Origin of the sequence: Streptomyces sp. A0642 (assembly GCF_004795105.1) — a bacterium.
Lineage (GTDB): Bacteria > Actinomycetota > Actinomycetes > Streptomycetales > Streptomycetaceae > Streptomyces.
Map to the genome: position 1 here is coordinate 204,442 of NZ_SSBL01000005.1, position 20,857 is coordinate 225,298.

Annotated in this window: 15 protein-coding genes and 1 pseudogene; 6 read left to right on the forward strand and 10 right to left on the reverse strand. The window is 72.3% G+C overall.

Going from position 1 to position 20,857, the window contains the following annotated elements; genetic code table 11:
- Positions 1-27 precede the first annotated feature (27 nt).
- The gene (locus tag E6R60_RS12540) at positions 28-2,019 is read left to right on the forward strand and encodes an Ig-like domain repeat protein (protein ID WP_136326575.1); all 1,992 of its coding nucleotides are present in this window, start codon (positions 28-30) and stop codon (positions 2,017-2,019) included.
- An 80-nt stretch (positions 2,020-2,099) separates the two neighbouring features.
- Here E6R60_RS12540 and dnaN read toward each other — a convergent pair whose 3' ends face one another.
- The gene (gene dnaN, locus E6R60_RS12545) at positions 2,100-3,224 is read right to left on the reverse strand and encodes a DNA polymerase III subunit beta (RefSeq protein ID WP_136326576.1); all 1,125 of its coding nucleotides are present in this window, start codon (positions 3,222-3,224) and stop codon (positions 2,100-2,102) included.
- Positions 3,225-3,659: 435 nt separating this feature from the next.
- On the opposite strand from dnaN, the gene E6R60_RS12550 reads away from it, so the two are divergent.
- Complete coding sequence (locus tag E6R60_RS12550; protein ID WP_136326577.1) at positions 3,660-5,159, forward strand: helix-turn-helix domain-containing protein; 1,500 nt, start codon at positions 3,660-3,662, stop codon at positions 5,157-5,159.
- A gap of 62 nt (positions 5,160-5,221) precedes the next feature.
- On the opposite strand, the gene E6R60_RS12555 is transcribed toward E6R60_RS12550, so the two are convergent.
- Positions 5,222-6,112: a glycoside hydrolase family 19 protein gene (locus E6R60_RS12555; protein WP_136326578.1), complete on the reverse strand. Its 891-nt coding sequence runs from the start codon at positions 6,110-6,112 to the stop codon at positions 5,222-5,224.
- A 232-nt stretch (positions 6,113-6,344) separates the two neighbouring features.
- Here E6R60_RS12555 and E6R60_RS12560 point away from each other — a divergent pair.
- Positions 6,345-7,879, forward strand: a pseudogene (locus E6R60_RS12560) (substrate-binding domain-containing protein).
- 63 nt (positions 7,880-7,942) lie between these two features.
- Here E6R60_RS12560 and E6R60_RS12565 read toward each other — a convergent pair.
- Positions 7,943-9,226, reverse strand: coding sequence for an adenylosuccinate synthase (locus E6R60_RS12565; protein WP_136326579.1), 1,284 nt, complete (start codon positions 9,224-9,226; stop codon positions 7,943-7,945).
- A gap of 186 nt (positions 9,227-9,412) precedes the next feature.
- On the opposite strand from E6R60_RS12565, the gene E6R60_RS12570 reads away from it, so the two are divergent.
- Positions 9,413-10,270, forward strand: a complete 858-nt coding sequence (locus E6R60_RS12570; protein ID WP_136326580.1) for a diacylglycerol kinase — start codon at positions 9,413-9,415, stop codon at positions 10,268-10,270.
- 209 nt (positions 10,271-10,479) lie between these two features.
- Here E6R60_RS12570 and E6R60_RS12575 read toward each other — a convergent pair whose 3' ends face one another.
- Positions 10,480-11,034 carry a MarR family transcriptional regulator gene (locus tag E6R60_RS12575; RefSeq protein ID WP_136326581.1) on the reverse strand — a complete coding sequence of 185 codons (555 nt, stop codon included), beginning with the start codon at positions 11,032-11,034 and terminating at the stop codon, positions 10,480-10,482.
- A 102-nt stretch (positions 11,035-11,136) separates the two neighbouring features.
- On the opposite strand from E6R60_RS12575, the gene E6R60_RS12580 reads away from it, so the two are divergent.
- The gene (locus E6R60_RS12580; RefSeq protein WP_136326582.1) at positions 11,137-12,063 is read left to right on the forward strand and encodes an ABC transporter ATP-binding protein; all 927 of its coding nucleotides are present in this window, start codon (positions 11,137-11,139) and stop codon (positions 12,061-12,063) included.
- A complete protein-coding gene (locus tag E6R60_RS12585; protein WP_136326583.1) occupies positions 12,060-13,688 on the forward strand; it encodes an ABC transporter permease in 1,629 nt (542 codons plus the stop codon). Before E6R60_RS12580 ends, E6R60_RS12585 begins: the two co-directional genes overlap by 4 nt.
- A gap of 136 nt (positions 13,689-13,824) precedes the next feature.
- Here the strand turns inward: E6R60_RS12585 and E6R60_RS12590 are convergent, their stop codons facing one another.
- The 6 genes from E6R60_RS12590 to E6R60_RS12615 form a co-directional block, all read right to left on the reverse strand.
- A complete protein-coding gene (locus E6R60_RS12590; protein WP_136326584.1) occupies positions 13,825-15,060 on the reverse strand; it encodes a cytochrome P450 in 1,236 nt (411 codons plus the stop codon).
- 355 nt (positions 15,061-15,415) lie between these two features.
- Entirely contained in the window at positions 15,416-16,090 is a 675-nt protein-coding gene (locus tag E6R60_RS12595) for a response regulator transcription factor (protein ID WP_136326585.1), read from the reverse strand.
- Complete coding sequence (locus tag E6R60_RS12600; protein ID WP_136326586.1) at positions 16,087-17,388, reverse strand: histidine kinase; 1,302 nt, start codon at positions 17,386-17,388, stop codon at positions 16,087-16,089. The genes E6R60_RS12595 and E6R60_RS12600 overlap by 4 nt, the downstream gene beginning before the upstream one ends.
- A 160-nt stretch (positions 17,389-17,548) precedes the next feature.
- Complete coding sequence (locus E6R60_RS12605) at positions 17,549-18,424, reverse strand: alpha/beta hydrolase (RefSeq protein ID WP_136326587.1); 876 nt, start codon at positions 18,422-18,424, stop codon at positions 17,549-17,551.
- Between the two features lie 392 nt (positions 18,425-18,816).
- Positions 18,817-20,013: a kynureninase gene (gene kynU, locus E6R60_RS12610; protein ID WP_136326588.1), complete on the reverse strand. Its 1,197-nt coding sequence runs from the start codon at positions 20,011-20,013 to the stop codon at positions 18,817-18,819.
- Positions 20,006-20,854 (reverse strand): tryptophan 2,3-dioxygenase family protein, encoded by an 849-nt coding sequence (locus E6R60_RS12615; RefSeq protein ID WP_136326589.1) that lies wholly within the window; start codon positions 20,852-20,854, stop codon positions 20,006-20,008. Before E6R60_RS12615 ends, kynU begins: the two co-directional genes overlap by 8 nt.
- Between the last annotated feature and the right edge of the window lie 3 nt (positions 20,855-20,857).

Below are 20,857 nucleotides of genomic sequence, written 5' to 3' on the forward strand. Positions count from 1 at the left end.
CCCCTTCACCGTGGGGGTACTTCCATCTTGCGTACGCGCAGAATCTCCACCGCGACCTCGCTCGCGGTCCTCTTCAGCTCAGTGGTACTGGTCGGCGGTGCGGCGAACCCGGCCGCCGCCGACTCCAGCAGAAACCTTCCTGCGGCATCCGTCGGTGACATCCTCGCCGACGGCGTGCACAAGCGCGTGTTCATCAGCGACCCGTCCCGCGGCAACGTCCTCGTCACCGACTACAACGGTGCGCTCGTCGCCACGCTGGGCTCGCTGCCCGGCGTGACCGGACTCGAACTGTCCGCCGACTCGGGCACGCTGTACGCCGCCGTCCCGGGCGCGGACGCCATCGTCACGATCGACACGGCGACGCTCAGGGAGTCCGCCCGGTACGCCACCGGCACGGACACCGACCCGAAGTACCCGGCGCTCGCGGGCGGGAGGCTCTGGTTCGGGTACGGCACGGCCGGCTCGGGCCACATCGGTTCGCTCGACCTGGCCGGCCCGGAGCCGGTCGTGACGCTGGACCCGGAGACGAGCAGCACCTGGTACGCGGCGCCGACCCTGGTCTCCGCTCCCGGCGCACCCGGTCTGCTGGCCGCCGGTATCGAGGGCCAGAGCCCGACGGAGCTGGCCGTGTACGACGTGGCCTCGGGCACCGCCACGCAGACCGCGCGCACGTCCACCGACGGGGGCAATCTGAGCGACCTCGCGCTCAGCCCGGACGGCCGGCAGCTCGTGGTGGCCAGCGGGTATCCGTACCACCACCAGGCCTATCGGACCTCGGACCTGGCGCCCGACATCTCGTACCCGTCCGACGCGTACCCCAACGCCGTCGACATCGCGCCGAACGGCATGGTCGCCGCCGGCATCATGGGCTGGTACGAGCCGGACGTCTACGTCTACAAGCCGGGCGTGACCGCCAAGCCCGTGCGGACGTACGACTTCCCCAACACCGGATACTCCAGCGGTTCGGACACCCTGGACCCGGCCGGTCTGGCCTGGGCACCGGACACCAGCCGGCTCTTCGCCCTCACCGTGAACAGCTACGGAACCCGCTCGCTGCGGGTGCTCACCGACCCGGTGAGGTCGGTCAGCACGGTCACGGTCAGCGCCCCGGCGAAGGCGACACGCGCCAAGAAGCTGACGGTCACCGGCAAGGTGGCCTCCAACGGCGCGTTCGCCGCGGGCGCCAGGGCCTCGGTCACGCGGACCGACATCGAGTCCCCCAAGGGCAAGGCACTGGCCGCGGTGCCGCTGAAACCGAACGGCACGTTCTCCTTCGCCGACACCCCGCCCGCGGGTGGCACGGTCACGTACAAGGTGTCCTACGCGGGCGACGCGACCCACTCCCCGGGGTCGGGCAGCGACAAGGTCGCCGTCTCCCGTGCGGCCACCTCGCTGACCCTGAACCACAACAAGTCGCTGTACGCCTACGGCGCCCACGTCTCGTTCACCGCCCACCTCGGCCGGACGTACAAGAACCGCACCGTCGAGCTGTGGGTCGACCCGTTCGGCGCGGACAAGCCGAAGAGGCTGGCGAGGACCGGCAAGGTCGACTCCAAGGGGAACCTGTCGACCACGGTCGTCATGACCCGGGACGCGACCGTCACCGCCGTCTTCAAGGGTGACGGCCGGTACGCGTCCAGGAAGGTCACGTCCACGGCATACGCCAAGGTGAAGGTCTCGACCTCCGTCTCCAAGCAGTACAAGACGGCCCGGATCGGCTCCACCCCGTACGCGTACTTCCACAAGAAGACCGACCCGGCCTTCACCACGACGATGAGTTACCTCAAGAACCGTTCGTACCGCCTCTCACTGGAGGTCTACTACGCGGGCAAGTGGTACGACGCCGGCTCGCAGTACTTCAAGCTCGGCACCAAGGGGAAGTCGATCGTGACGCTGACCGGCACCCACGAGACGGGCTACCGCATGCGTGTCCGTGCCTCGTACGTGAACGGCTCCTCGGGCGACAGCGTGAACTCGACCACCCACGGCGCCTGGAAGTACTTCTACTTCACCAAGTAGCCGGGCAGACGGAACAGTCAGGCGGGGTGGGTGCGGACGGGGCGCGAACAGCCCGGCCCGTACCCGCCCCGCACCCGCGCCTAGACCAGTGGCTTGACCGACATGAGCAGGTGCTGGTGGACGGGCTCCGCCGTGCCCGCCGCCTCCGCCCGGTCCGCGTGTCCCGTGACCATGGCGCGCTGTCCGGGCCCCATCAGCAGGAACCGGACGACCGGGGTGTCGAAGGAGGCCAGCGCGTCCATCAGGTACGAGGGTTTGAAGGCGACCGTCAGCTCCTCGGTCCCTCTCAGTTCGGCAGGCAGCCGCTGGGTCGCCACATCGTCCTCGTAACCCGCCTGGAGCAGCACCGAGCCCGAGCCGAAGGCGAGTTGGAGCGGGGTGTCGCCGTCCGCCACCACCGAGACCCTCTTCACGGCCTCGACCAGGGGCGCAAGGTCGGTCACCGCCGTGACCGGGTCGGACAGCGCGAACAGCTTGTCGTGGCGCGGCAGTCTGCCGTCCAGGAGCCGGACGGTGGTGCGCATGCCGTCCCGCTCGAAACCGGCCGAACCGCTGTCGAGGGCCAGCCGGACCGGACCGGAGCGGCCGAAGGAGCGGGCGATCTCGGTGAGCCGGCGGGCCGAGACGACGACATCCGCCGAGACGTCCCCCGCGGCCGGCTTCCAGGTGAGCCGGCGGACCGCGAAGCGGTAGCGGTCCGTGGCCGCCAGCGTCATCCGGTCCCCGTCGAGCCCGAGCCGTATCCCCGTGAGCGTGGGCAGGGTGTCGTCCCGGCCCGCCGCCACCGTCACGTCGGCGACGGCCGCCGCGAACTCCTCGGCGTCCACCGCGCCGAGGACCTCCGGCAGCGGCGGCAGCGCCGGGTAGTCGTCGAGGGGCAGTACCGACAGGCCGAATCCGGCGCCGCTGCCCGTCACCGTGAACCGGGATCCCTCGACCGCGCACTCCACCGCCCCCTCGGGCAGCACCCGGCACACGTCCAGCAGCCGGCGGCCCATGACCAGCACCTTGCCCGGCCGCACGGTCCCGGCCGGCACCTCGATGCGGGCGGACGCCTCGTAGTCCAGACCGGAGATGCGGAGCACGCCGTCCGCCGCCTCCAGCAGCAGCCCGCCCAGCACGGGAACGGGGGACCTCGTCGGGAGCACCCGGGCCGCCCAGGCCACGGCGTCCGTCAACTCGCCGCGTTCGATCCGGAATTCCATGGTGGGGACCTCTCCTCGTGCGCCGGCCGTCTCCGGTCTCCGACGCTACGGGTCACCACTGACAACGGGGCGGGCCGACGGCCCGCCCCTGTCACCGCAAGAGAAGCGCGGCTGCGGCGACAGCGGCCACCCCCGTGAGCCGATGCCGTCGTCCCCCCGTACCTCTCCCCCGAAAGGCCCGCAACCGCGTTCGGACTCTAGGTTGCGGGGGAGGTGAGGAAAAGCTTCAGTTCGCACGGTGTGGGCGGGCGGGGGTATCAGGGCGCACAGCGGAACCGGTACGCTGCACTCCGCTTTTTTGGCGGGATCGGGCCATCGGGCCATCGTGGAATCTTCGGCAGGAGCAGGGACATTACGGCGGGAGCGGCGAACGGGAGTGGCGGCGGCACGCAGGCGCGCAGGCGGGCGGACGCGCGGGCGGACGACGTCCTGCGGATGCACGGTCTCGCCCGCTCCGGCGGTTCGCGGGAGCTGCTGCGCTGGCTGTCGGGACGTGCGGACGGCTGGGCGGGGCTGCTCGGCGGCGACGGCACCGTGCTGCACGGCGTCGCCCGGCCTCCCGGCCCCTCGGGCTCCGGGCCTGCCATCCTCGCGTCCCCGTCCCCCGGGGGTGCCGGCCCGGCCACCCTCGCGGCCCGGTGCGCCAGGGAACTGACCGCGCTCGGCGCCCGCTCCTCCTCCTTCGACAAGGGCGCGCACACCGCCCTGCTGTACTCCCTGGACACGCCGCCGGACGTTCCCGCGCCGGTGCTCGCCGTCGTCGGCCGGCGCCCGCTGCCCGACGGGCTGTCCACGCTCCTCGCCGACGCGGCCCTCCCGCTGGCCATGTGCTGGGCGGCCGAGAGCGTCGAACGCAAGCGCCGCCGCGTCGACCTGGCGGAGTCACGCGGCCGGGAAGCGGTGCTGCACCTGCTGATGACCGGCCAGTTGTCGATCGCGCACCAGGTCGCGGGCGCCCTGAAGCCCAGCCTGCCGGACCCGGTCCGGGTCTGCGTCGTCGAGTGCGCGGGCCCCGACCGGGCGGAGGCGGCCCGGATCTGCGCGGACCTCGCCGGCGGCCGCTCCTGGATCGTGCGGTGCCCGGTGTACGCACGCCACCTGATCCTCGTCGTGCCCGCCGAAGCAGGTCTGGCGGACGGGCGGCTCGGCTCCCGGGTCGCCTCCGTGGTGGAAGGCTGCGTCGTGGGCACCAGCGACGACGTGCCGCTGGCCGATACGGCGACGGCGTACCGCCAGGCGTTCCACGCCCTCGCCGTCGCACGCGGACTGCCGGAGCGTCACGCCCGGTTCGGCTCCGCTCCCGAACTCGCCCTGGTGGCCGGAGCCGAGGGCGCCCGGTGGGCGGACGCGCTGCTCGCCCCGCTGCTGGCCCATCTGCCGCGGCGCGGCCAGGACCCGGGCAGCCAGGAGCTCACGGCGACCCTCGCCTCATGGCTGGCGTTCTCCTCCCACGCGACCGATCATCTGAAGATCCACCGCAACACCCTGGCCGCGCGGCTGCGGCTGATCGGCGAGCTGCTCGGCAGGGACCTGCACACGGTCGCCGACCAGGCCGCGCTGGACCTGGCGCTGCGTATCCGCGCCACGCCCGCCCTGCCCCGGCCGGCCGACGCCCCTTCGACGCCCGCGTACGCACTGGACGCAATCCTGCGCCTGCCGGCGGTCCGCTCCTGGGCGGTGCAGCAACTGCGTCCGCTCGGCGACCCGGAGGCGGCCCGGGGCCCTTCGGATCCGCACACCACCCTGCGCACCTGGCTGGAACACGAGGCCCAGCTCGGCCCGGCCGCCGCGGCGCTGGACATCTCGGTACCCGGGATGCGCAAGCGGCTGACCCGGCTGGAGACCGTCCTCCAGCGCTCACTCCTGCGGGCGCCCAGCGCCCGCTACGACCTGTGGCTGGCGTTCCGGGCGCTGGACCTGGCGAACGGCGCATAGCCGGTGCGGGGGCGCGCCGGGCCCGAGGCCCCGCGCACCCCCGCACCCCGGAGTCCGGCCGGTCAGCAGCTGAGGTGGGTACCGGGCGTGGTGCCCAGGATCTGCACGAAGGCCTGGTACTTGTCGATCCGGCTCTGGACCTGGGCGGGGTTGCCGCCGTTGCATTCCAGCGAGCCGTTGATGGAGCGGATCGTCTCGCCGAATCCCGCGCCGTTCACCATGGCGCTGTGGGCCGTCATGGTGCCGGGGCCGTTCTGGGTGTTCCAGTACCAGAGGCCGGTCTTCCAGGCCACGGACGCGTCCTGCTCCACCAGGTAGGGGTTGGCGAGCAGGTTGATGCCCAGCGCGTCACCGGCGGCCTTGTAGTTGAAGTTCCAGCTGAGCTGGATCGGACCGCGGCCGTAGTAGGCGGACTGGCCCGCGGGGCAGCCGTAGGACTGACTGGTGTCGCAGTAGTGCGGGTAGTTGGCGGTGTTCTGCTCGACCACGTACACGAGGCCGCCCGTCTCATGACTGACGTTGGCGAGGAAGGCCGCGGCCTCCTGCTTCTTCACCGTGTCGCTGCCGGTGTTGGCGAAGCCCGGATAGGCGCTCAGGGCGGCGGTCAGCCCGCTGTACGTGTAGAAGGAACTGCGGCCCGGGAACATCTGGTTGAACTGCGCCTCGCTGACGACGAAGCCGGTGGACGAGCCGGGACCGCCCGGGTCCGTACCGCCTCCGCAGCTGCCCTGGTCGGCCCAGACCTCGGAACTGCCGGGCTTCTCGTTCTGGGTCCACCACCTGGCGGTCCAGTTGTGGCCGTTGTACGAGGCGGCGCCACCGCCCGTGTAGACGGAGGAGGAGTTCCATGCGGCCGCGCACGCGGCCGCCGAGGCGGTGGTGGCGGGGAGGATGACGACCGTCGCGACGACCGCGACCAGCGCGGCGAGCAGGCCCATGACGCGTTTGATCATGTGAGCACTCCTTCGGCGCGGCGCGCCGAGCTCATCGGCGCGCCGCCATGGGGGGTGCCGCCACTCAAGCGGTGTTGGTCTGGACCTGTCAAGGTCTGGACCAATCACTCCTCGCTGGAACAACGGGCGAACACCTGGCGACAGGACCGGGGACTCGCCGCCGCCGGACTCCCGTGGTGCATACGGTGACCCGCACTCGTACAGACGACCGGCAGCCGAGGGGGAACGGGCCGTGGAGTGGTTCAGCGCCGAGAACATCGTGGCGGTGTTCACCGCCGTGCTGGGCGTCCTCGCCTCCGTGGGCGTGCTCTGGTACGAACGCCGGGTGCCGCGCCGCAAGCGCATCGGCTACCGCGTGCAGATGGACACGCCGATCGGCAGCGACGCCGGCCGGGCGCGGGCCAACGTGCGCCTCGGCCTCTTCGACGAGACCCCGGACATGGCGGACGCCACCCTGGTCCTGCTGCGCATCGAGAACGACGGCTCGCAGTCCGTCGACCGCGGCGACTACACCGGACCGGACGGACAGCTCCACGGGCTCGTCGTCGAGTTCACCGAACGCAGGGTGCGGGGCGTCGCCGTCACCCACTCCCCCGGCGCCGACCACCTCATGGACCACTTCACCCCGTCCGAGGGGCTCCGCGGCAGCGGGTCCCTGATCCGGCTGCCGCGCGTCCCGCTCAACCGGGGCGAGCACTTCAAACTCCTGGTCCTGCTCACCGGTTCCCCCGTGGGCAGCCCCGTCCGCATCACCGGCGGCATCCGGGACGGCGAGGTGTGGCCGAACACCGCGGCGCGCCCGGACGACAAGCCGCCGCTGTTCGGCCGGGCCGCCCGGTCCATCACCGTGGCCCTGACCGTCTGCGTCGTCACGCTCGCCTCCATCATCCTGGTGCGGGACGACACCCGGCCCCCGATCGGCTGCGCCCGCGGCGAGCTGACCGTGACCGGCTCCACCGCCTTCGAGCCCGTCCTGGACGAACTCGCCGAGAAGTACGCCAAGGCGTGCGAGGGGGCCACCATCACGGTGGACCCGCACGGCAGCACCGCCGGAATCAGGGAACTGGCGCGGCGGGGCCCCGAGGCCGGGAAGTCGGGCTCGCCCGCCCTCGTGGCCCTCTCCGACGGCCCGAAGCCGAGCGGCTTCCCGCAGCTGCGCGCGAACCGCGTCGCGGTCTCGCTCTTCCGACTCGTCGTCAACGACGAGGTCCCGCTGAAGAACCTCACCCTCGACGCGGTCCGCGCCCTCTACCGGGGCGACGTCCGCAACTGGAAACAGCTCGGCGGCCCCGACCTGCCCGTCCTCCTCGTCAGCCGGGACGCCAACTCCGGCACCCGGGAGGTCTTCCAGCGTCGCGTCCTGGGCCGCAACGAACCCGCCCAGTCCTCCCGCGACTGCACCACGAAGGACGACCCGCAGGCCCCCGTCGTCCGCTGCGAACTCGACTCCACCGACCAGGTCCTGGCCGAGGTGGGAAGGCTCGACGGCGCGATCGGCTACAGCGAACTGCGTACCGCACCAAACCCGCCGGCGCGCACCAGCTCGCCATCGACGGCGCGGCCCCGTCCGCCGACACGATCGGCACGAGCAGCTATCCGTACCGGGAGATCGAGTACGCGTACACGTACGGCAGCCCGCCCGCCGACTCGCTGGCCTCCGGCTTCCTGGCCTACCTGAGCCGGGGCAGCGGGCAGGACGTCGTCCGCACCCACGGCCATCTGCCGTGCGCGACGCCGGAGGGGCTGCGGATCTGCGGGGAGGACTGAGGGCGGACATGCCGGAGGGCCGGGGCGACGGTGCCGCCCCGGCCCTCCTCCGTTCCCGTACGCCTACAGGAAGGAGTTGATCTCGATGGTCTCGGTGCGGCCGGGGCCGACACCGATCGCGGAGATCGGGGCGCCGGACATCTCCTCCAGCGCCTTCACGTACGCCTGCGCGTTCTTCGGCAGGTCACCGAAGGTCTTCGCCTTGGTGATGTCCTCGGACCAGCCCGGCAGCATCTCGTAGATGGGCTTGGCGTGGTGGAAGTCGGTCTGGTTGTACGGGAGCTCCTCGACGCGCTTGCCGTCGATCTCGTACGCCACGCAGACCGGGATCTGCTCCCAGCCGGTGAGGACGTCCAGCTTGGTGAGGAAGAAGTCGGTCAGGCCGTTGACCCGGGTCGCGTACCGCGCGATCGGGGCGTCGAACCAGCCGCAGCGGCGGTCACGGCCGGTGGTGACACCGCGCTCGCCACCGATCCTGCGCAGCGCCTCGCCGTCCTCGTCGAGCAGCTCCGTGGGGAACGGACCGGCGCCGACGCGGGTGGTGTAGGCCTTGAGGATGCCGATGACCCGGCTGATCTTCGTCGGGCCCACGCCGGCACCGGTGCAGGCGCCGCCCGCGGTCGGGTTCGACGAGGTGACGAAGGGGTACGTGCCGTGGTCGACGTCGAGCAGCGTGCCCTGACCACCCTCGAAGAGGACGACCTTGCCCGCGTCGATGGCGTCGTTCAGGATGAGCGTCGTGTCGGCGACGTAGGGCTTGATCTGCTCCGCGTACTGGAGCATGTCCTCGACGACCTTGCCGGCCTCGATGGCGCGCCGGTTGAAGACCTTGGCCAGAAGCTGGTTCTTCTGCTCCAGGGCCGCCTCGACCTTCTGCTCCAGGATCGACTCGTCGTAGAGGTCCTGGACGCGGATGCCGACCCGGTTGATCTTGTCCGCGTACGTCGGGCCGATGCCGCGCCCGGTCGTACCGATCTTGCGCTTGCCGAGGAACCGTTCCGTCACCTTGTCGACCGTGACGTTGTACGGGGTGATCAAATGAGCGTTACCGCTGATCAGCAGCTTGGACGTGTCCACGCCGCGGTCGTTCAGCCCACTCAGCTCGGAGAGCAGGACCGCAGGGTCGACGACGACACCGTTACCGATGACCGGGGTACACCCCGGTGAAAGGATTCCGGAGGGGAGGAGGTGAAGTGCGTACTTCTGGTCACCGACCACCACCGTGTGGCCGGCATTGTTGCCGCCCTGGTAGCGCACCACATAGTCCACGGATCCACCGAGGAGGTCGGTGGCCTTCCCCTTGCCCTCGTCACCCCACTGAGCACCGAGCAGCACAAGTGCGGGCACAGGCGTACACCCCTTCCGGGCGGGGCATGTCCAAGGTCAGGGGGCGTACGTAAACGCCGTACATGCCGTACGACGTTGTACGGCACGGCCTGAACCGTCGAACCGGGTGCCCCGGAATAGACGAAGCCCCTGGCGCAATAGCGCAAGGGGCTCTTGCACCAAGATGCTACCCGAGGAAGGACCGAGGTGTCGGCTGCCCAGCCCCCCGGTAACGGTGCGCCCCATCTGCTGGTGGTGATCGATCCGGTCGCCCGCCGGACGGACGGCGAATCCGTCCGGATCGCCAAAGACGTGCTGAGCGCCGGTTCGCACGCCAAGATCTGCCTCCCGGACGGGCCCGCGGAGTTCGCCCGGGCCCTGTCCCGCAGGGGCGCCCGCAGGCCCGTGGTGATAGGCGACGACCGCGCGCTGCGGCGCGCGGTGGCCCTGCTCCACCGGGAGCGGGAACCAGCCACGAGCGCCGTTTCGCTCGTCCCGGTGGGGGCCGCGGCGGCGCTGGAACTCGCGCACTCGCTCGGCGTGCCGATGGGTGCGGTGGCGGCGGCGCGCGCGGCGCTGGACGGTGCGGTGCGACGGCTGGACCTCCTGGTCGACGACAGCGACGGCGTGGTCCTGGGCGCGCTGCGCATCCCGGCCCTCACCGGCGCCCCGGGCACGCAGCCGGACCGTACGGGCGTCACCGCCGTGTGGGACACCTGCCGCTCCCTGGTCCGCACCCTGGTGCGTCCCGCGCCCTCGGCGCCCGCCGGCCTCCCGGCCACGCACCGGCTGCGCGTCGAGGCGGACGGTGTCGTGCTGAACGATCTGGGCCGGCCGGTCGAATCGGTGACGGTGACCTCGGGATTCGGCGACGGCGGCATCGCCGAGGTGACGATCCGGGCCCCGGGCGGCGCCCCCGTCACCACGGAGGCCAAGGCCGTCACGGTCTCCGGCGCGGACTTCCGCTATCGGGCGGACATCCAGGTGGGCGGCCCCGTGCGGACCCGGACGTGGACGGTACGGGCGGGGGCGTGGGGGCTGATGCTGCCGGTGCCGGAGGGATAGCCCGGAGTCCGGCTGGGACGGGGTCGCGATCCCGTCGGGGCTGCGGGCCGGTGGGGCTGCGGGCCCTGGGGGTGCCGGGCCAGGCGGCCTGCGAGGCCTCCGGGGCGCGGGATGCCGTCAGGCGTCGCGCAGGCGGCGTCGCGAGGGTTTCGGGTCGTGGGATGCCGTCGTGCAGGCGGCGTGGAAGGCCTCCGGCTCGCAGGATGCCGTCAGGCGTCCCTGGAGTCCTCGGCCACCGTCAGATCGAGGGTTCTGCGGTGTTCCTCCCAGCGGTCCATCATCGCGCCCAGCTCCGACTGCATGAACTCGAAGAACGCCGCCGTCTCGGCGATCCGGGCGCCCGCGGGGGTGTGCTCCCCCAGTGTGCGCGCACCCTCCCTGAGGGTCTGCTCCCAACGGGTGAGCACCCGGTCCCTGCTGGCGAACGTGGTGTACCAGATCTCGTTGTGCAGGCGGTAGCGGTCACGGCGTGAGCCGGGTTCGCGTTCGCGGCCGACCATGCTGACCTGGGTGAGGTAGTTGATCGCGCCGGAGACCGCGGCGGGGCTGATCCGCAGGGCCAGGGCGAGCTCGGCCGAGGTCATCGAGGCGTCGTCATCGGCGAGCAGCGCGGCGAAGACGCGGGAGGCCATCCGCTGCATGCCCGCCTCGGTCATCTCGGACGCGAACCGCTCGACGAACCGCGAGACCGCCTCGGCGTCGCGGTCCTCGCGCTCCGCGGCCGCGCCCTTCGGCTCGCGTGTGTCTGCGGTTTCGCTGCTCATCGACCCGTCGTCCCTCCGATGTTCCCGGCTCCTGTCACCCGTACTGAGTTTATACGCTTCCTTAACTTCACAAGTTTGTGAACGTAGCGTACGTTCGAAATCATGACGAAGGCAATCACCGTGGCCGGACTGCACAAGTCGTTCGGCCGGACACGCGCGCTGGACGGGCTCGACCTGACCGTCGAGTCCGGTGAGGTGCACGGTTTCCTCGGACCGAACGGATCGGGGAAGTCCACCGCCATTCGCGTCCTGCTGGGCCTGCTGCGGGCCGATGCCGGCGCCGCTCAGCTGCTCGGACGCGACCCCTGGCGGGAGGCGGTCGAGCTGCACCGACGCGTGGCGTACGTCCCCGGGGACGTCACGCTGTGGCGCAACCTCTCGGGCGGCGAGGTCATCGATCTGTACGGGAGGCTGCGCGGCGGACTCGACGAAGCCAGGCGCGCGGACCTCGTCGAGCGGTTCGAGTTCGACCCGACGAAGAAGGGACGGACGTACTCGAAGGGCAATCGGCAGAAGGTGGCCCTGATCGCCGCGTTCGCCTCGCATGTGGACCTGCTGATCCTTGACGAACCGACCAGCGGGCTCGACCCGCTGATGGAGGAGGTCTTCCAGAGCTGCGTCGTCGAAGCTCGCGACCGGGGGCGGACGGTGTTGCTCTCCAGCCACATCCTCAGCGAGGTCGAGTCGCTCTGCGACCGGGTCAGCATCATCCGGCAGGGCCGGACGGTGGAGACCGGCTCGCTGGCGGGCATGCGCCATCTGACGCGTACGAACATCACCGCCGAGCTGGCGGACTCTCCCGAGGGGCTGGCGCGGCTGCCCGGGGTCCACGCCCTGGATATCCGGGGGCTTCAGGTCTCGCTCCAGGTCGACACGGACAAGCTGGACGCCGTCCTCAAGTCGCTCTCCGCGTCCGGAGTCCGGTCCCTGACCAGCACACCGCCCACCCTGGAGCAGATCTTCCTCCGGCACTACGCGACGGACGCGGAGCAGGGCGCCGGGCAGAGCGCGAAGGCGGGGCCGCGATGACTGCCGTGACCATGACCGCGACGGCCGGCGCGGGCCGGCAGGCCGGCACCGGAGAGCTCGCGGGGACCTGGCCCCTGCTGAGGCTCGCCCTGCGGCGCGACCGGGTCGTCCTGCCCCTGTGGGTGCTCGTGCTCGGCGGGTCGTTCTCCTCCGTCGGGCAGTCCATCGCCTCGCTCTACGACACGCCCGCCCAGCGCGCCGCACTCGCCGCTTCGATGAACGGCAACAGCTCGTTGCGCGCGATGTACGGTCCCGTGTTCGGCGACTCCGTCGGCGCGCTCGTCAGCTGGCGCATGATCGCCTTCGGTGCCGCGCTGGCCGCGGTGATGAGCCTGGTCGTCGTCGTGCGCCACACCCGCGAAGAAGAGGAGACCGGCCGTCAGGAGATGCTCTCCTCCGCGATGGTGGGGCGCCGCGCACCGCTCACCGCCGCGCTGCTCGCCGCCCTGATCGCCAACGCCGCGCTGGGGCTGGTGATCGTGGCCGGCATGGCCGGCTCGGGGGCGGGCGGGTCCGGGGCGGTGGCGCTCGCCGCGGCCGTCGCGGGTGTCGGTGCGCTGTTCGCGTGCACCGCCGCGATCGCCGCGCAGTTCACCGAGAACGCGCGGCTCGCGAAGGGACTGACGGCAGCCGTGATCGGCGCCGCGTTCGTCCTGAAGGCTGCGGGCGACTCAGCGACGGACGACGGCTCCTCGGTCCTCACCTGGCTCTCCCCTCTCGGCTGGGCGGAGAACGCCAGGCCGTACGCCGACGAGCGCTGGTGGGTCCTCCTCGCGATCGTCGGCGCCGTGGCCGTGCAGTGCGCCGTGGCATACGCCCTGGCCGGGCGCCGCGATGTCGGCATGAGCTTCCTGGCGACGCGGCCGGGACCCGCGCGCGGCCGGATCTCCACCGCCGTCGGCCTCGCGGTGCGCCTCCAACGCGGTGCGCTCCTGGGATGGACGGCTTCGTTCGCCGCGGTGGGCGTCGTCTTCGGCGGGCTGACGGGCGGCGCGGCGGATCTCGTCGGGGACAACGAGAAGACGAGGGAGATCTTCGAGCGGATGGGCGGTCAGTCCGGCCTGACCGACGCCTTCCTCGCCGCCATGGTCTCCGTGCTGGGCACGGTGGCGGCGCTGTACATCGTGTCGTCGGTGCTGCGGCTGCACGGCGAGGAGACCGCCGGCCGCGCCGAACCGGTGCTCGCGGGCGGGGTCGGCCGGGTGAGCTGGGCCGCCGGTCATCTGCTCCTGGCCTTCGGTGGCGCGGCCCTGATCATGACGGTCGGCGGCCTCGGTCTGGCGGCGGGATACGGCCACCAGCTCCCCGCCGTCCTGGGCGCCGCGCTCGTACAGCTGCCCGCCGTCTGGCTGCTGGGCGGGGTGACGGTCCTGCTGTACGGGGTGCTGCCGAAGGCTGCGGCAGCCGGCTGGGGGCTGGTCGGGGTCTGCCTGGCCCTGGGCTGGATAGGCCCGGCCCTGGATCTGCCGCAGCCGGTGATGGACGTGTCGCCGTTCACGCACCTGCCCAGGCTGCCGGGGGCCGCGGCGATGGAGTGGGGACCGGTGGCGCTGCTCACCACGGCCGCGGTGGCGCTGGTGGCGGGCGGCCTGGTGGCGCTCCGACGGCGCGACATGCTGACCTGAGGCCTCACCATCGAGGGGCGGGGCGGCGGGTGACGGGGCGGCCGGTGACGGGGGCGGCAAGGCGGGGGCCGAGGAAAGGCGGAGGCCGAGGAGAGGCGGAGGCCGTGGAGAGGCGGGGGCGGCGCCCCGCCCCGGGTCAGAGCTCGACCCGCAGCTCCTTCACGCCCCTGATCACATACCCCGGGTTCCATTCCGGTTCTTCGACCAGTCGCATGCCCGGCGCCTTGCGCAGCAACTCACCGAAGGACGACGCCAGTTCAAGCCGGGCCAGGGGTGCCCCGAGGCAGAAGTGGATGCCCGCGCCGAAGGTGATGTGCGGGTTCTCCCGCCGGGAGAGATCCAGGGTGTCCGGGTCCGCGAAGCGGGCAGGGTCGCGGTTGGCCGAGCCGAAGAGCAGGGCCACCTCCGAGCCCCGCGGAATGACCGTGCCGTCGATCTCGATGTCGTCGAGTACCCAGCGTTCGAACATCTGCAACGGGGTGTCGTAGCGCATGAGCTCCTCCACCGCGGTGGGCAGCAGGGCGGGGCCCGCCCGCAGCGCGGCCAGCTGCTCCGGATGCCGAAACAGCGTCCACCAGCCGTTCACGGTGGTGTTGACGGTCGCCTCGTGTCCCGCGTTCAGCAGCAGGACACAGGTGGAGACCATCTCCTGTTCGGTCAGCCGCTCGCCCTCGTCGTGGGCGGCGATGAGCGCGGAGATCAGATCCGTACCCGGGTTCCCGCGCCGTTCGGCGATCAGCTCGCGCAGATAGGCGGAGAAGTCGAGGGACGCCTGGACGGCGGCGCGGGCTGTCTCCTCGGACGGGTTGAGCTCGTACATGCCGCAGATCGCCGCCGACCAGGGTCGCAGCGGCGCACGGTCGGACTCCGGGATGCCGAGCATCTCGGCGATCACGGCGACCGGCAGCGGCTCGGCGACCGCCGTGAGCAGGTCGCCGCCGCCCTGCGCGACGAAGTCGTCGACGAGCCGGGCGGCCAGCCGCTGGACCGTCGGGACGAGCTGTTCGACGGTGCGCGGGGTGAACGCCTTGGAGACGAGCCTCCGGATCCGCGTGTGGTCCGGCGGTTCGAGGTCCAGCAGCCCCTGCCCGTTGAGCGTCTCGAACGGCTCGTGCGCGGCAGGCGGCGGCGTCCGGCCGAACTCCTCGTGCGTGAAACGGTGCAGATACGTCCGGCCCAGCCGCCGGTCGCGCAGCAGGGCCGACACATCCGCGTGGTGCGGGACGAGCCACTGGTCGGTGGGCTCGAAGTAATGCGCCCGGCCGGTGGCACGCAGCTCGGCATAGGCCGGGTACGGGTCGGCGACGAACGCCGCCGACCAGGGATCGAACGGGGCGGCGGAGCCGGATCCGGAACGCATGGGCTGGTCCATGGACCGACGCTAACCGGCGACTCCTGCCCGATCCAGCCCCCCGCCCGGCCGCCCCCTGGTCCGGAACTGGTACGGCCGCTCCCACCCGAAGCCCCTGCCAACCGCACCTGGCCCGGAGCCATACTGACCGCCCCCCGGCCCGGAGCCGATACCGGCCACCGATACCGGCTGCCTCTGCCTCTGCCCCCGGAGCCGGTGCTGACCGCCCCTGCCCCGGAGCCGACGCCGATCCCCCGGAGCCGATGCCGATGCCCGCCACCGGTACCGGCCATCCCCTGCCCCCGTCGGCCAGGGGCTCTTCGCACAGGCGCCCGCCTGCTCGAAGCGGCCCGCGGGGCGCCCTCCCCCGCCTGCGTCAGGACGGTGTGACCAGCCGGGCCTCGTAGGCGAAGACGGCGGCCTGGGTGCGGTCGCGCAGGCCCAGCTTCACCAGGATGCGGCTCACATGCGTCTTGATCGTGGACTCGGCCACCACCAGGTGCGAGGCGATCTCGGCGTTCGACAGACCCTGGGCGATCAGCACGAGCACCTCCGTCTCGCGCTCCGTGAGCTCCCCGATCTGGGCGAGGGCGGGCGGTCGCGGAGCCGCCGCGAGCTTGGAGAACTCAGTGATCAGGCGCCGGGTGACAGTGGGGGCCAGCAACGCCTCGCCGGAGGCCACCACCCGTACGCCCTCCGCGAGTTGCCGGGCCGAGGCGTCCTTGAGGAGGAAGCCGGACGCCCCGGCGCGCAGCGCCTGGTAGACGTACTCGTCGAGATCGAAGGTGGTCAGCACCAGCACCTTCGCGTCCGCGTCGGCGGCGACGATCTCGCGGGTCGCCTCGATGCCGTTGAGCTCCGGCATCCGGATGTCCATGAGCACCACGTCGGGCCGGAGCGCCGCGACCTGGGCGACGGCCTCCCGCCCGTTGACGGCCTCCCCGACGACCTCGATGCCCGGCATCGCGTTGAGCAGGACCGAGAAGCCCTCGCGGACCATCATCTGGTCGTCGACGATCAACACCCGGATGGGGACCGCCGGGGCCGTCATGACTGCTCCGCGGCAGGCGCGTCGGCCGGAGCCGCCTGGACGGGGATGAACGCGGTGACCTCGTATCCGCCCTCCGGAGTGGTCTCGGCCGTCATCTCGCCGTTCAGCATGGCCACCCGCTCCCGCATGCCCGTGATCCCGTGTCCGGCGCCCGGCGAGGGCTTCACCGGCCCGGTCGGCGGACCGTTGACGACGCGCAGCCCGAGTCCGCCCAGCACATAGCCGATCTCGACCTTGGCGGTGGCGCCCGGTGCGTGCCGCAGGCTGTTGCTGAGGGCTTCCTGGATGATCCGGTACGCCGAGAGCTCGACGCCCTGCGGCAGCGGCCGCACCGCGCCGGTCACGGTCTTCTCCGTCGGCAGTCCCGCCTCGCCGACGTTGGCGAGGAGCCCGTCGAGCTCGGCGAGAGTGGGCTGCGGGGCGTCCGGCGCCTCGTAGTCCTCGGCCCGTACGACGCCGAGGACCCGGCGCAGTTCGGTGAGGGCGGCGACGGCGTTCTCCCGGATGGTGACGAAGGCCTGTTCCAGTTCGGGCGGCGGGTTCTCCACCCGGTAGGGGGCGGCCTCCGCCTGGATCGCGACGACCGACATGTGATGGGCGACCACGTCGTGCAGTTCGCGGGCGATGGTGGTGCGCTCCTCCAGCAGAGTGCGCCGGTCGCGTTCGACGGCGGTGACGGTCCGCTGCACGGTGACCTCGCGCTCCGCCTCCCGCCGGATCTGCACCAGGCTCACCAGCAGCAGCGCGAACGCGGACACCACCGCCATGGCCGCGGTGGACCCCGCGAATTCCCACCCGGCGGCCTTCTCCACCAGCGTGCCGAACACCACGGTCAGGCCCCACATCCAGACCGCCGCGCGCGGCCGGGTCCGGGCCGCGACGACGATCAGCACCACCACGTGCGCGAAGAAGGCGCTCGGTCCCCACGGCCCGTCACCCCCGACGACCATGCTCACCGGGATGAGCCCCATCGACATCCAGAAGGCCCCGACCGGCCGGATCAGCGTCATGCCGACGCAGAGGGCGGGCAGCAGGCCCGACACGAGGACGCCGGCGTTCCCGGTACTGCCGAACCCCACCAGGAAGGCGAACAGCGCGGCCGCCAGGACGACCGCGTGCGGCGTCCACTCCGCGCGTGCCCGGAGCCGCTCCGGCAGCATCCGGGTCAGCACCCCGTCGGTCCGCATCGGCGGCAGCGGGCGGTAGGCGAAGGCGTCATGGATGAGGTCTTGGCGCAGGCCGCCTATCGCCCCTGCGGCGACCCGGAGCTCCGGGCTTCTGGTCTTGGTCTCGGTCACGCTTCCACGGTAGGGGGCGGTGCGCCCCGGGTCGTCAGCAGTGATGCGGATCCTGAACCGTCCATCGCAAGGACTACGCGCGTCCCCCTCGCCGCCCCCGGCACGTCCGCTCCGGGGGCGGCCGGGCCATTCCCTCAACCGTCCACCCACCGCACCCGCTCTACCAGGCCAGCTGGGCGATCTCCTCGGCCACCACCGCGCAGGCGTCGGCCGCCGGATCGATCAGCGGGAAGTGCCCGACGTCCGGGAGCAGCGTCAGCCCCACCGTCTCGCCCTCCTGTGCCGCCGCATCGACGAACGCCTCCGAGACGGCCTGCGGCACGGTCAGATCGGTGGTGCCCTGCACCACCGCCGTCGCGATGCCGGTGGGCAGCAGCAGGGCCGGGTCGGCGTGCGCACTCCGCTCGGCGAAGTCCTCCGCTCGCCCCAGGAACTGCCCGATCGCGCCGGAGCACACGTCCAGGCGAACGGCCGAGGCGAAGTCGGCGATCGGGGCGAGCGCGACCACGCCCCGCAGTGCGGGGGCCCGCGGCAGGCGCCACGGCGAGCCCTCGGGCAGGACGTGCCGGGCGGCGGCCCACAACGCCAGCTGGCCGCCCGCGGAGTGCCCGGTGACCACGGTCCGCCGGGCGTCCGCAGCGGGCATGTGCCGCGCCAGCAGCTCCGGGAGCGCGTCCATCGCCGCCGCGACGTCGTCGAAGGTCTCCGGCCAACGGCCGGCGACGGGGCCCGAACCCCGCTGCTGCGGGAGCTCGCTGCCGCGCCGGTACTCGACACTGGCGACGGCGAAGCCGCGGCGTGCCAGGAAGTCCGCGAACGGCGAGATGTGCAGCCGGTCGTACGGCGCCCGCCACGCCCCGCCGTGCAGGACGACCACGACGGGGGCACCGGCCCGTCCGTCGCGCGGCGCGTAGAAGTCGATCACCTGGTCCGGGTGGCTGCCGTAGGCGGCGGAGACATCGGGGGCGACCACCGGATGCGAGAACGCCGATTCGGTCTCGGCTGCGTCCTGATCACGCGCGGCAGAATCCGACATGCTGCTCCAACCGTCCCTGTGCCATGGCCAACTGCCTTGACCTGCGGGGACGGTATCAGTACGGGAGCATCCCTCTCTCCCGTGCGGGGGGTCCCGCCTCCCGCACGGCCGCGCCCGCCGAAGTACCCGCCTTTCCGGCGGCGGCGGAACCGGGAGATCGGCGGAGAAACCGGAGGAACCGGAGGAGCCGGTGGGAAGCCGGAGGGACCGGTGGGGCCCGGCGGGAAGCGGGAGGGACCGGAGGAGCCGGTGGGAAGCCGGAGGAGCCGGTGGGAAGCCGGAGGGACCGGTGGGGCCCGGCGGGGACCGGCGGGAAGCCGGAGGGACCCGGTGGGGACCGGCGTCGGCGTCCGGCGACCGGGGCGAGCCGGTCGCCGGACTGACCCGGCAGCCTACGCCGCCGGACCGCTCAACACGTCGGCGAGCACCCGCGCCGCACGTTCCGCGTCGGCGAACCCCACGTACAGCGGTGTGAAGCCGAACCGCAGCACATCCGGCCGCCGCAGGTCGCCGACGACACCACGGGCGATGAGCGCGCGCATCACGGGTTCGGCGTCCTCGCACCGCAGCGCGACCTGACTGCCGCGTTCCGCGTGCGCGGCCGGGGTGACCGAGGCGACCCGGCCCTCGGGGGCGTACGCGGTGACGCACTCCAGGAAGAAGTCCGTCAGCGCCAGTGACTTGGCCCGTACCGCGTCGATGCGCACTCCCTCCCAGACGTCGAGGGATGCCTCCAGGGCCAGCATGGACAGGATGTCGGGGGTGCCGACCCTGCCCCGCACCGCGCCGTCCGCGGGGGCGTACCCCGGCGTCATCGCGAACGGGTCGGCGTGCGACGTCCAGCCCGGCAGGGGCGAGTCGAAGGCCGCCTGATGCCGCTCGGCGACGTACAGGTACGCGGGCGCCCCGGGGCCGCCGTTGAGGTACTTGTACGTGCAGCCGACCGCCAGGTCGACACCGTGGGCGTCCAGACCGACGGGCAGCGCGCCCGCGCTGTGGCACAGGTCCCAGACGGCGACGGCGCCCGCGGCGTGCACCGCGGCGGTGAGGCCGGGCAGGTCGTGGAGCCGGCCGGAGCGGTAGTCGACGTGGTTGAGCAGGACTGCGGCGCTCCGCGTACCGAGCGCGCCCGGCACGTCGGCGGGGTCGACCGGGACGATCCGGTGGCCGGTCATCCGGGCCGCGGACGCGGCGATGTACCCGTCGGTCGGGAACGTGGAGGCGTCGACCAGGATCTCGTCGCGGCCCTCCGGCGCCAGCCGGCTCGCGGCGACGACGGCCTTGAAGACGTTCACACTCGTCGAGTCCCCGACGACGATCTGTCCCGGGGCCGCGCCGACGATCGGGGCGATGCGGTCGCCGATCCGCTCCGGCGCGGTCCACCAGCCGCTCTCGTCCCAGGACCGGATGCGCAGCTCGCCCCACTCGCGGGTGAGGACCTCCTGCAGCCGGGCGGGGACGTGGCGGGGCAGTGCGCCCAGCGAGTTGCCGTCCAGGTAGACGGTGTCGTCGAGGGTGAAGAGCCCCCGCAGCGGAGCCAGTTCGTCAGCGGTGTCGAGCGCCTGTGCGCGCTCCTGGAGGTCAGACATGGCTGCGGGCCGTCCAGAGCTCGGGGAACACGCTCTTCGTGGCGCGCTTCTCCAGCCACGCGACCCCGGCGGAGCCGCCCGTCCCGGTCTTGGAGCCCATGGCCCGCCGGGTGGCGACGAGGTGGTCGTTGCGCCATCGCCACACGAGTTCGCCCACATCGGTGAGCACCTCGCCGAGCCGGACCAGCTCGTCGTTCTGGTCGGGGTTGGCGTAGATCTCCGCCCAGACGGCCTCGACCTCGGGCGAGGGCTCGTACTTCTGGGTGAGGTCGCGGACGAGCACCTCCTGGGGCACGGGGTGGCCGCGCCGGGCGAGCAGGGCGAGCGTCTCGTCGTACAGACCCGGCTCGGCAAGCGCCTTCTCCAGTTCGGCGTGGACGCGGGGCGCGCCCCGGTGCGGCACGAGCATGGACGCGGACTTGTCGCCGAGCAGGAACTCCATCCGCCGGTACATCGCGGACTGGAAGCCGGAGCCCTCGCCGAGCGAGGACCGGTAGGAGTTGAACTGGGCGGGGGTGAGCTGGGCGAGCGGCGTCCAGGACGCGTTCAGCGCCTCCAGCTCCCGCAGCGACCGCTTCAGCGCGTCCTGCGCGACGCCCAGCCGGTCCTCGCGCAGGGCGTGGGCCGCGGTCTCCCACTCATGGACGATGACGGTGAACCACAGCTCCATGACCTGGGTGGTGACCAGGAAGACCATCTCGCCGGGATCGTCCGAGCGGAGGTGCTGGAGGTGGGTCAGGACATCCGCCTGGACATAGTCCTCGTACGGAGTCGTTCCCGCGAAGTCGAGGTGCGGGGTCTGCGCACCGGTGGCTTCGGGGTCGGGGGGGATCGTCGACATTTC

What these genes read in the sequence shown, in the direction of transcription:
- E6R60_RS12580 (WP_136326582.1), top strand. Translation starts at nt 11,137, where the DNA reads ATGACGAAGGCAATCACCGTGGCCGGACTGCACAAGTCGTTCGGCCGG.
- E6R60_RS12595 (WP_136326585.1), bottom strand. Translation starts at nt 16,090, where the DNA reads ATGACGGCCCCGGCGGTCCCCATCCGGGTGTTGATCGTCGACGACCAG.
- E6R60_RS12550 (WP_136326577.1), top strand. Translation starts at nt 3,660, where the DNA reads ATGCACGGTCTCGCCCGCTCCGGCGGTTCGCGGGAGCTGCTGCGCTGG.
- E6R60_RS12555 (WP_136326578.1), bottom strand. Translation starts at nt 6,112, where the DNA reads ATGATCAAACGCGTCATGGGCCTGCTCGCCGCGCTGGTCGCGGTCGTC.
- dnaN (WP_136326576.1), bottom strand. Translation starts at nt 3,224, where the DNA reads ATGGAATTCCGGATCGAACGCGGCGAGTTGACGGACGCCGTGGCCTGG.
- E6R60_RS12590 (WP_136326584.1), bottom strand. Translation starts at nt 15,060, where the DNA reads ATGGACCAGCCCATGCGTTCCGGATCCGGCTCCGCCGCCCCGTTCGAT.
- E6R60_RS12615 (WP_136326589.1), bottom strand. Translation starts at nt 20,854, where the DNA reads ATGTCGACGATCCCCCCCGACCCCGAAGCCACCGGTGCGCAGACCCCG.
- E6R60_RS12575 (WP_136326581.1), bottom strand. Translation starts at nt 11,034, where the DNA reads ATGAGCAGCGAAACCGCAGACACACGCGAGCCGAAGGGCGCGGCCGCG.
- kynU (WP_136326588.1), bottom strand. Translation starts at nt 20,013, where the DNA reads ATGTCTGACCTCCAGGAGCGCGCACAGGCGCTCGACACCGCTGACGAA.
- E6R60_RS12605 (WP_136326587.1), bottom strand. Translation starts at nt 18,424, where the DNA reads ATGTCGGATTCTGCCGCGCGTGATCAGGACGCAGCCGAGACCGAATCG.
- E6R60_RS12585 (WP_136326583.1), top strand. Translation starts at nt 12,060, where the DNA reads ATGACTGCCGTGACCATGACCGCGACGGCCGGCGCGGGCCGGCAGGCC.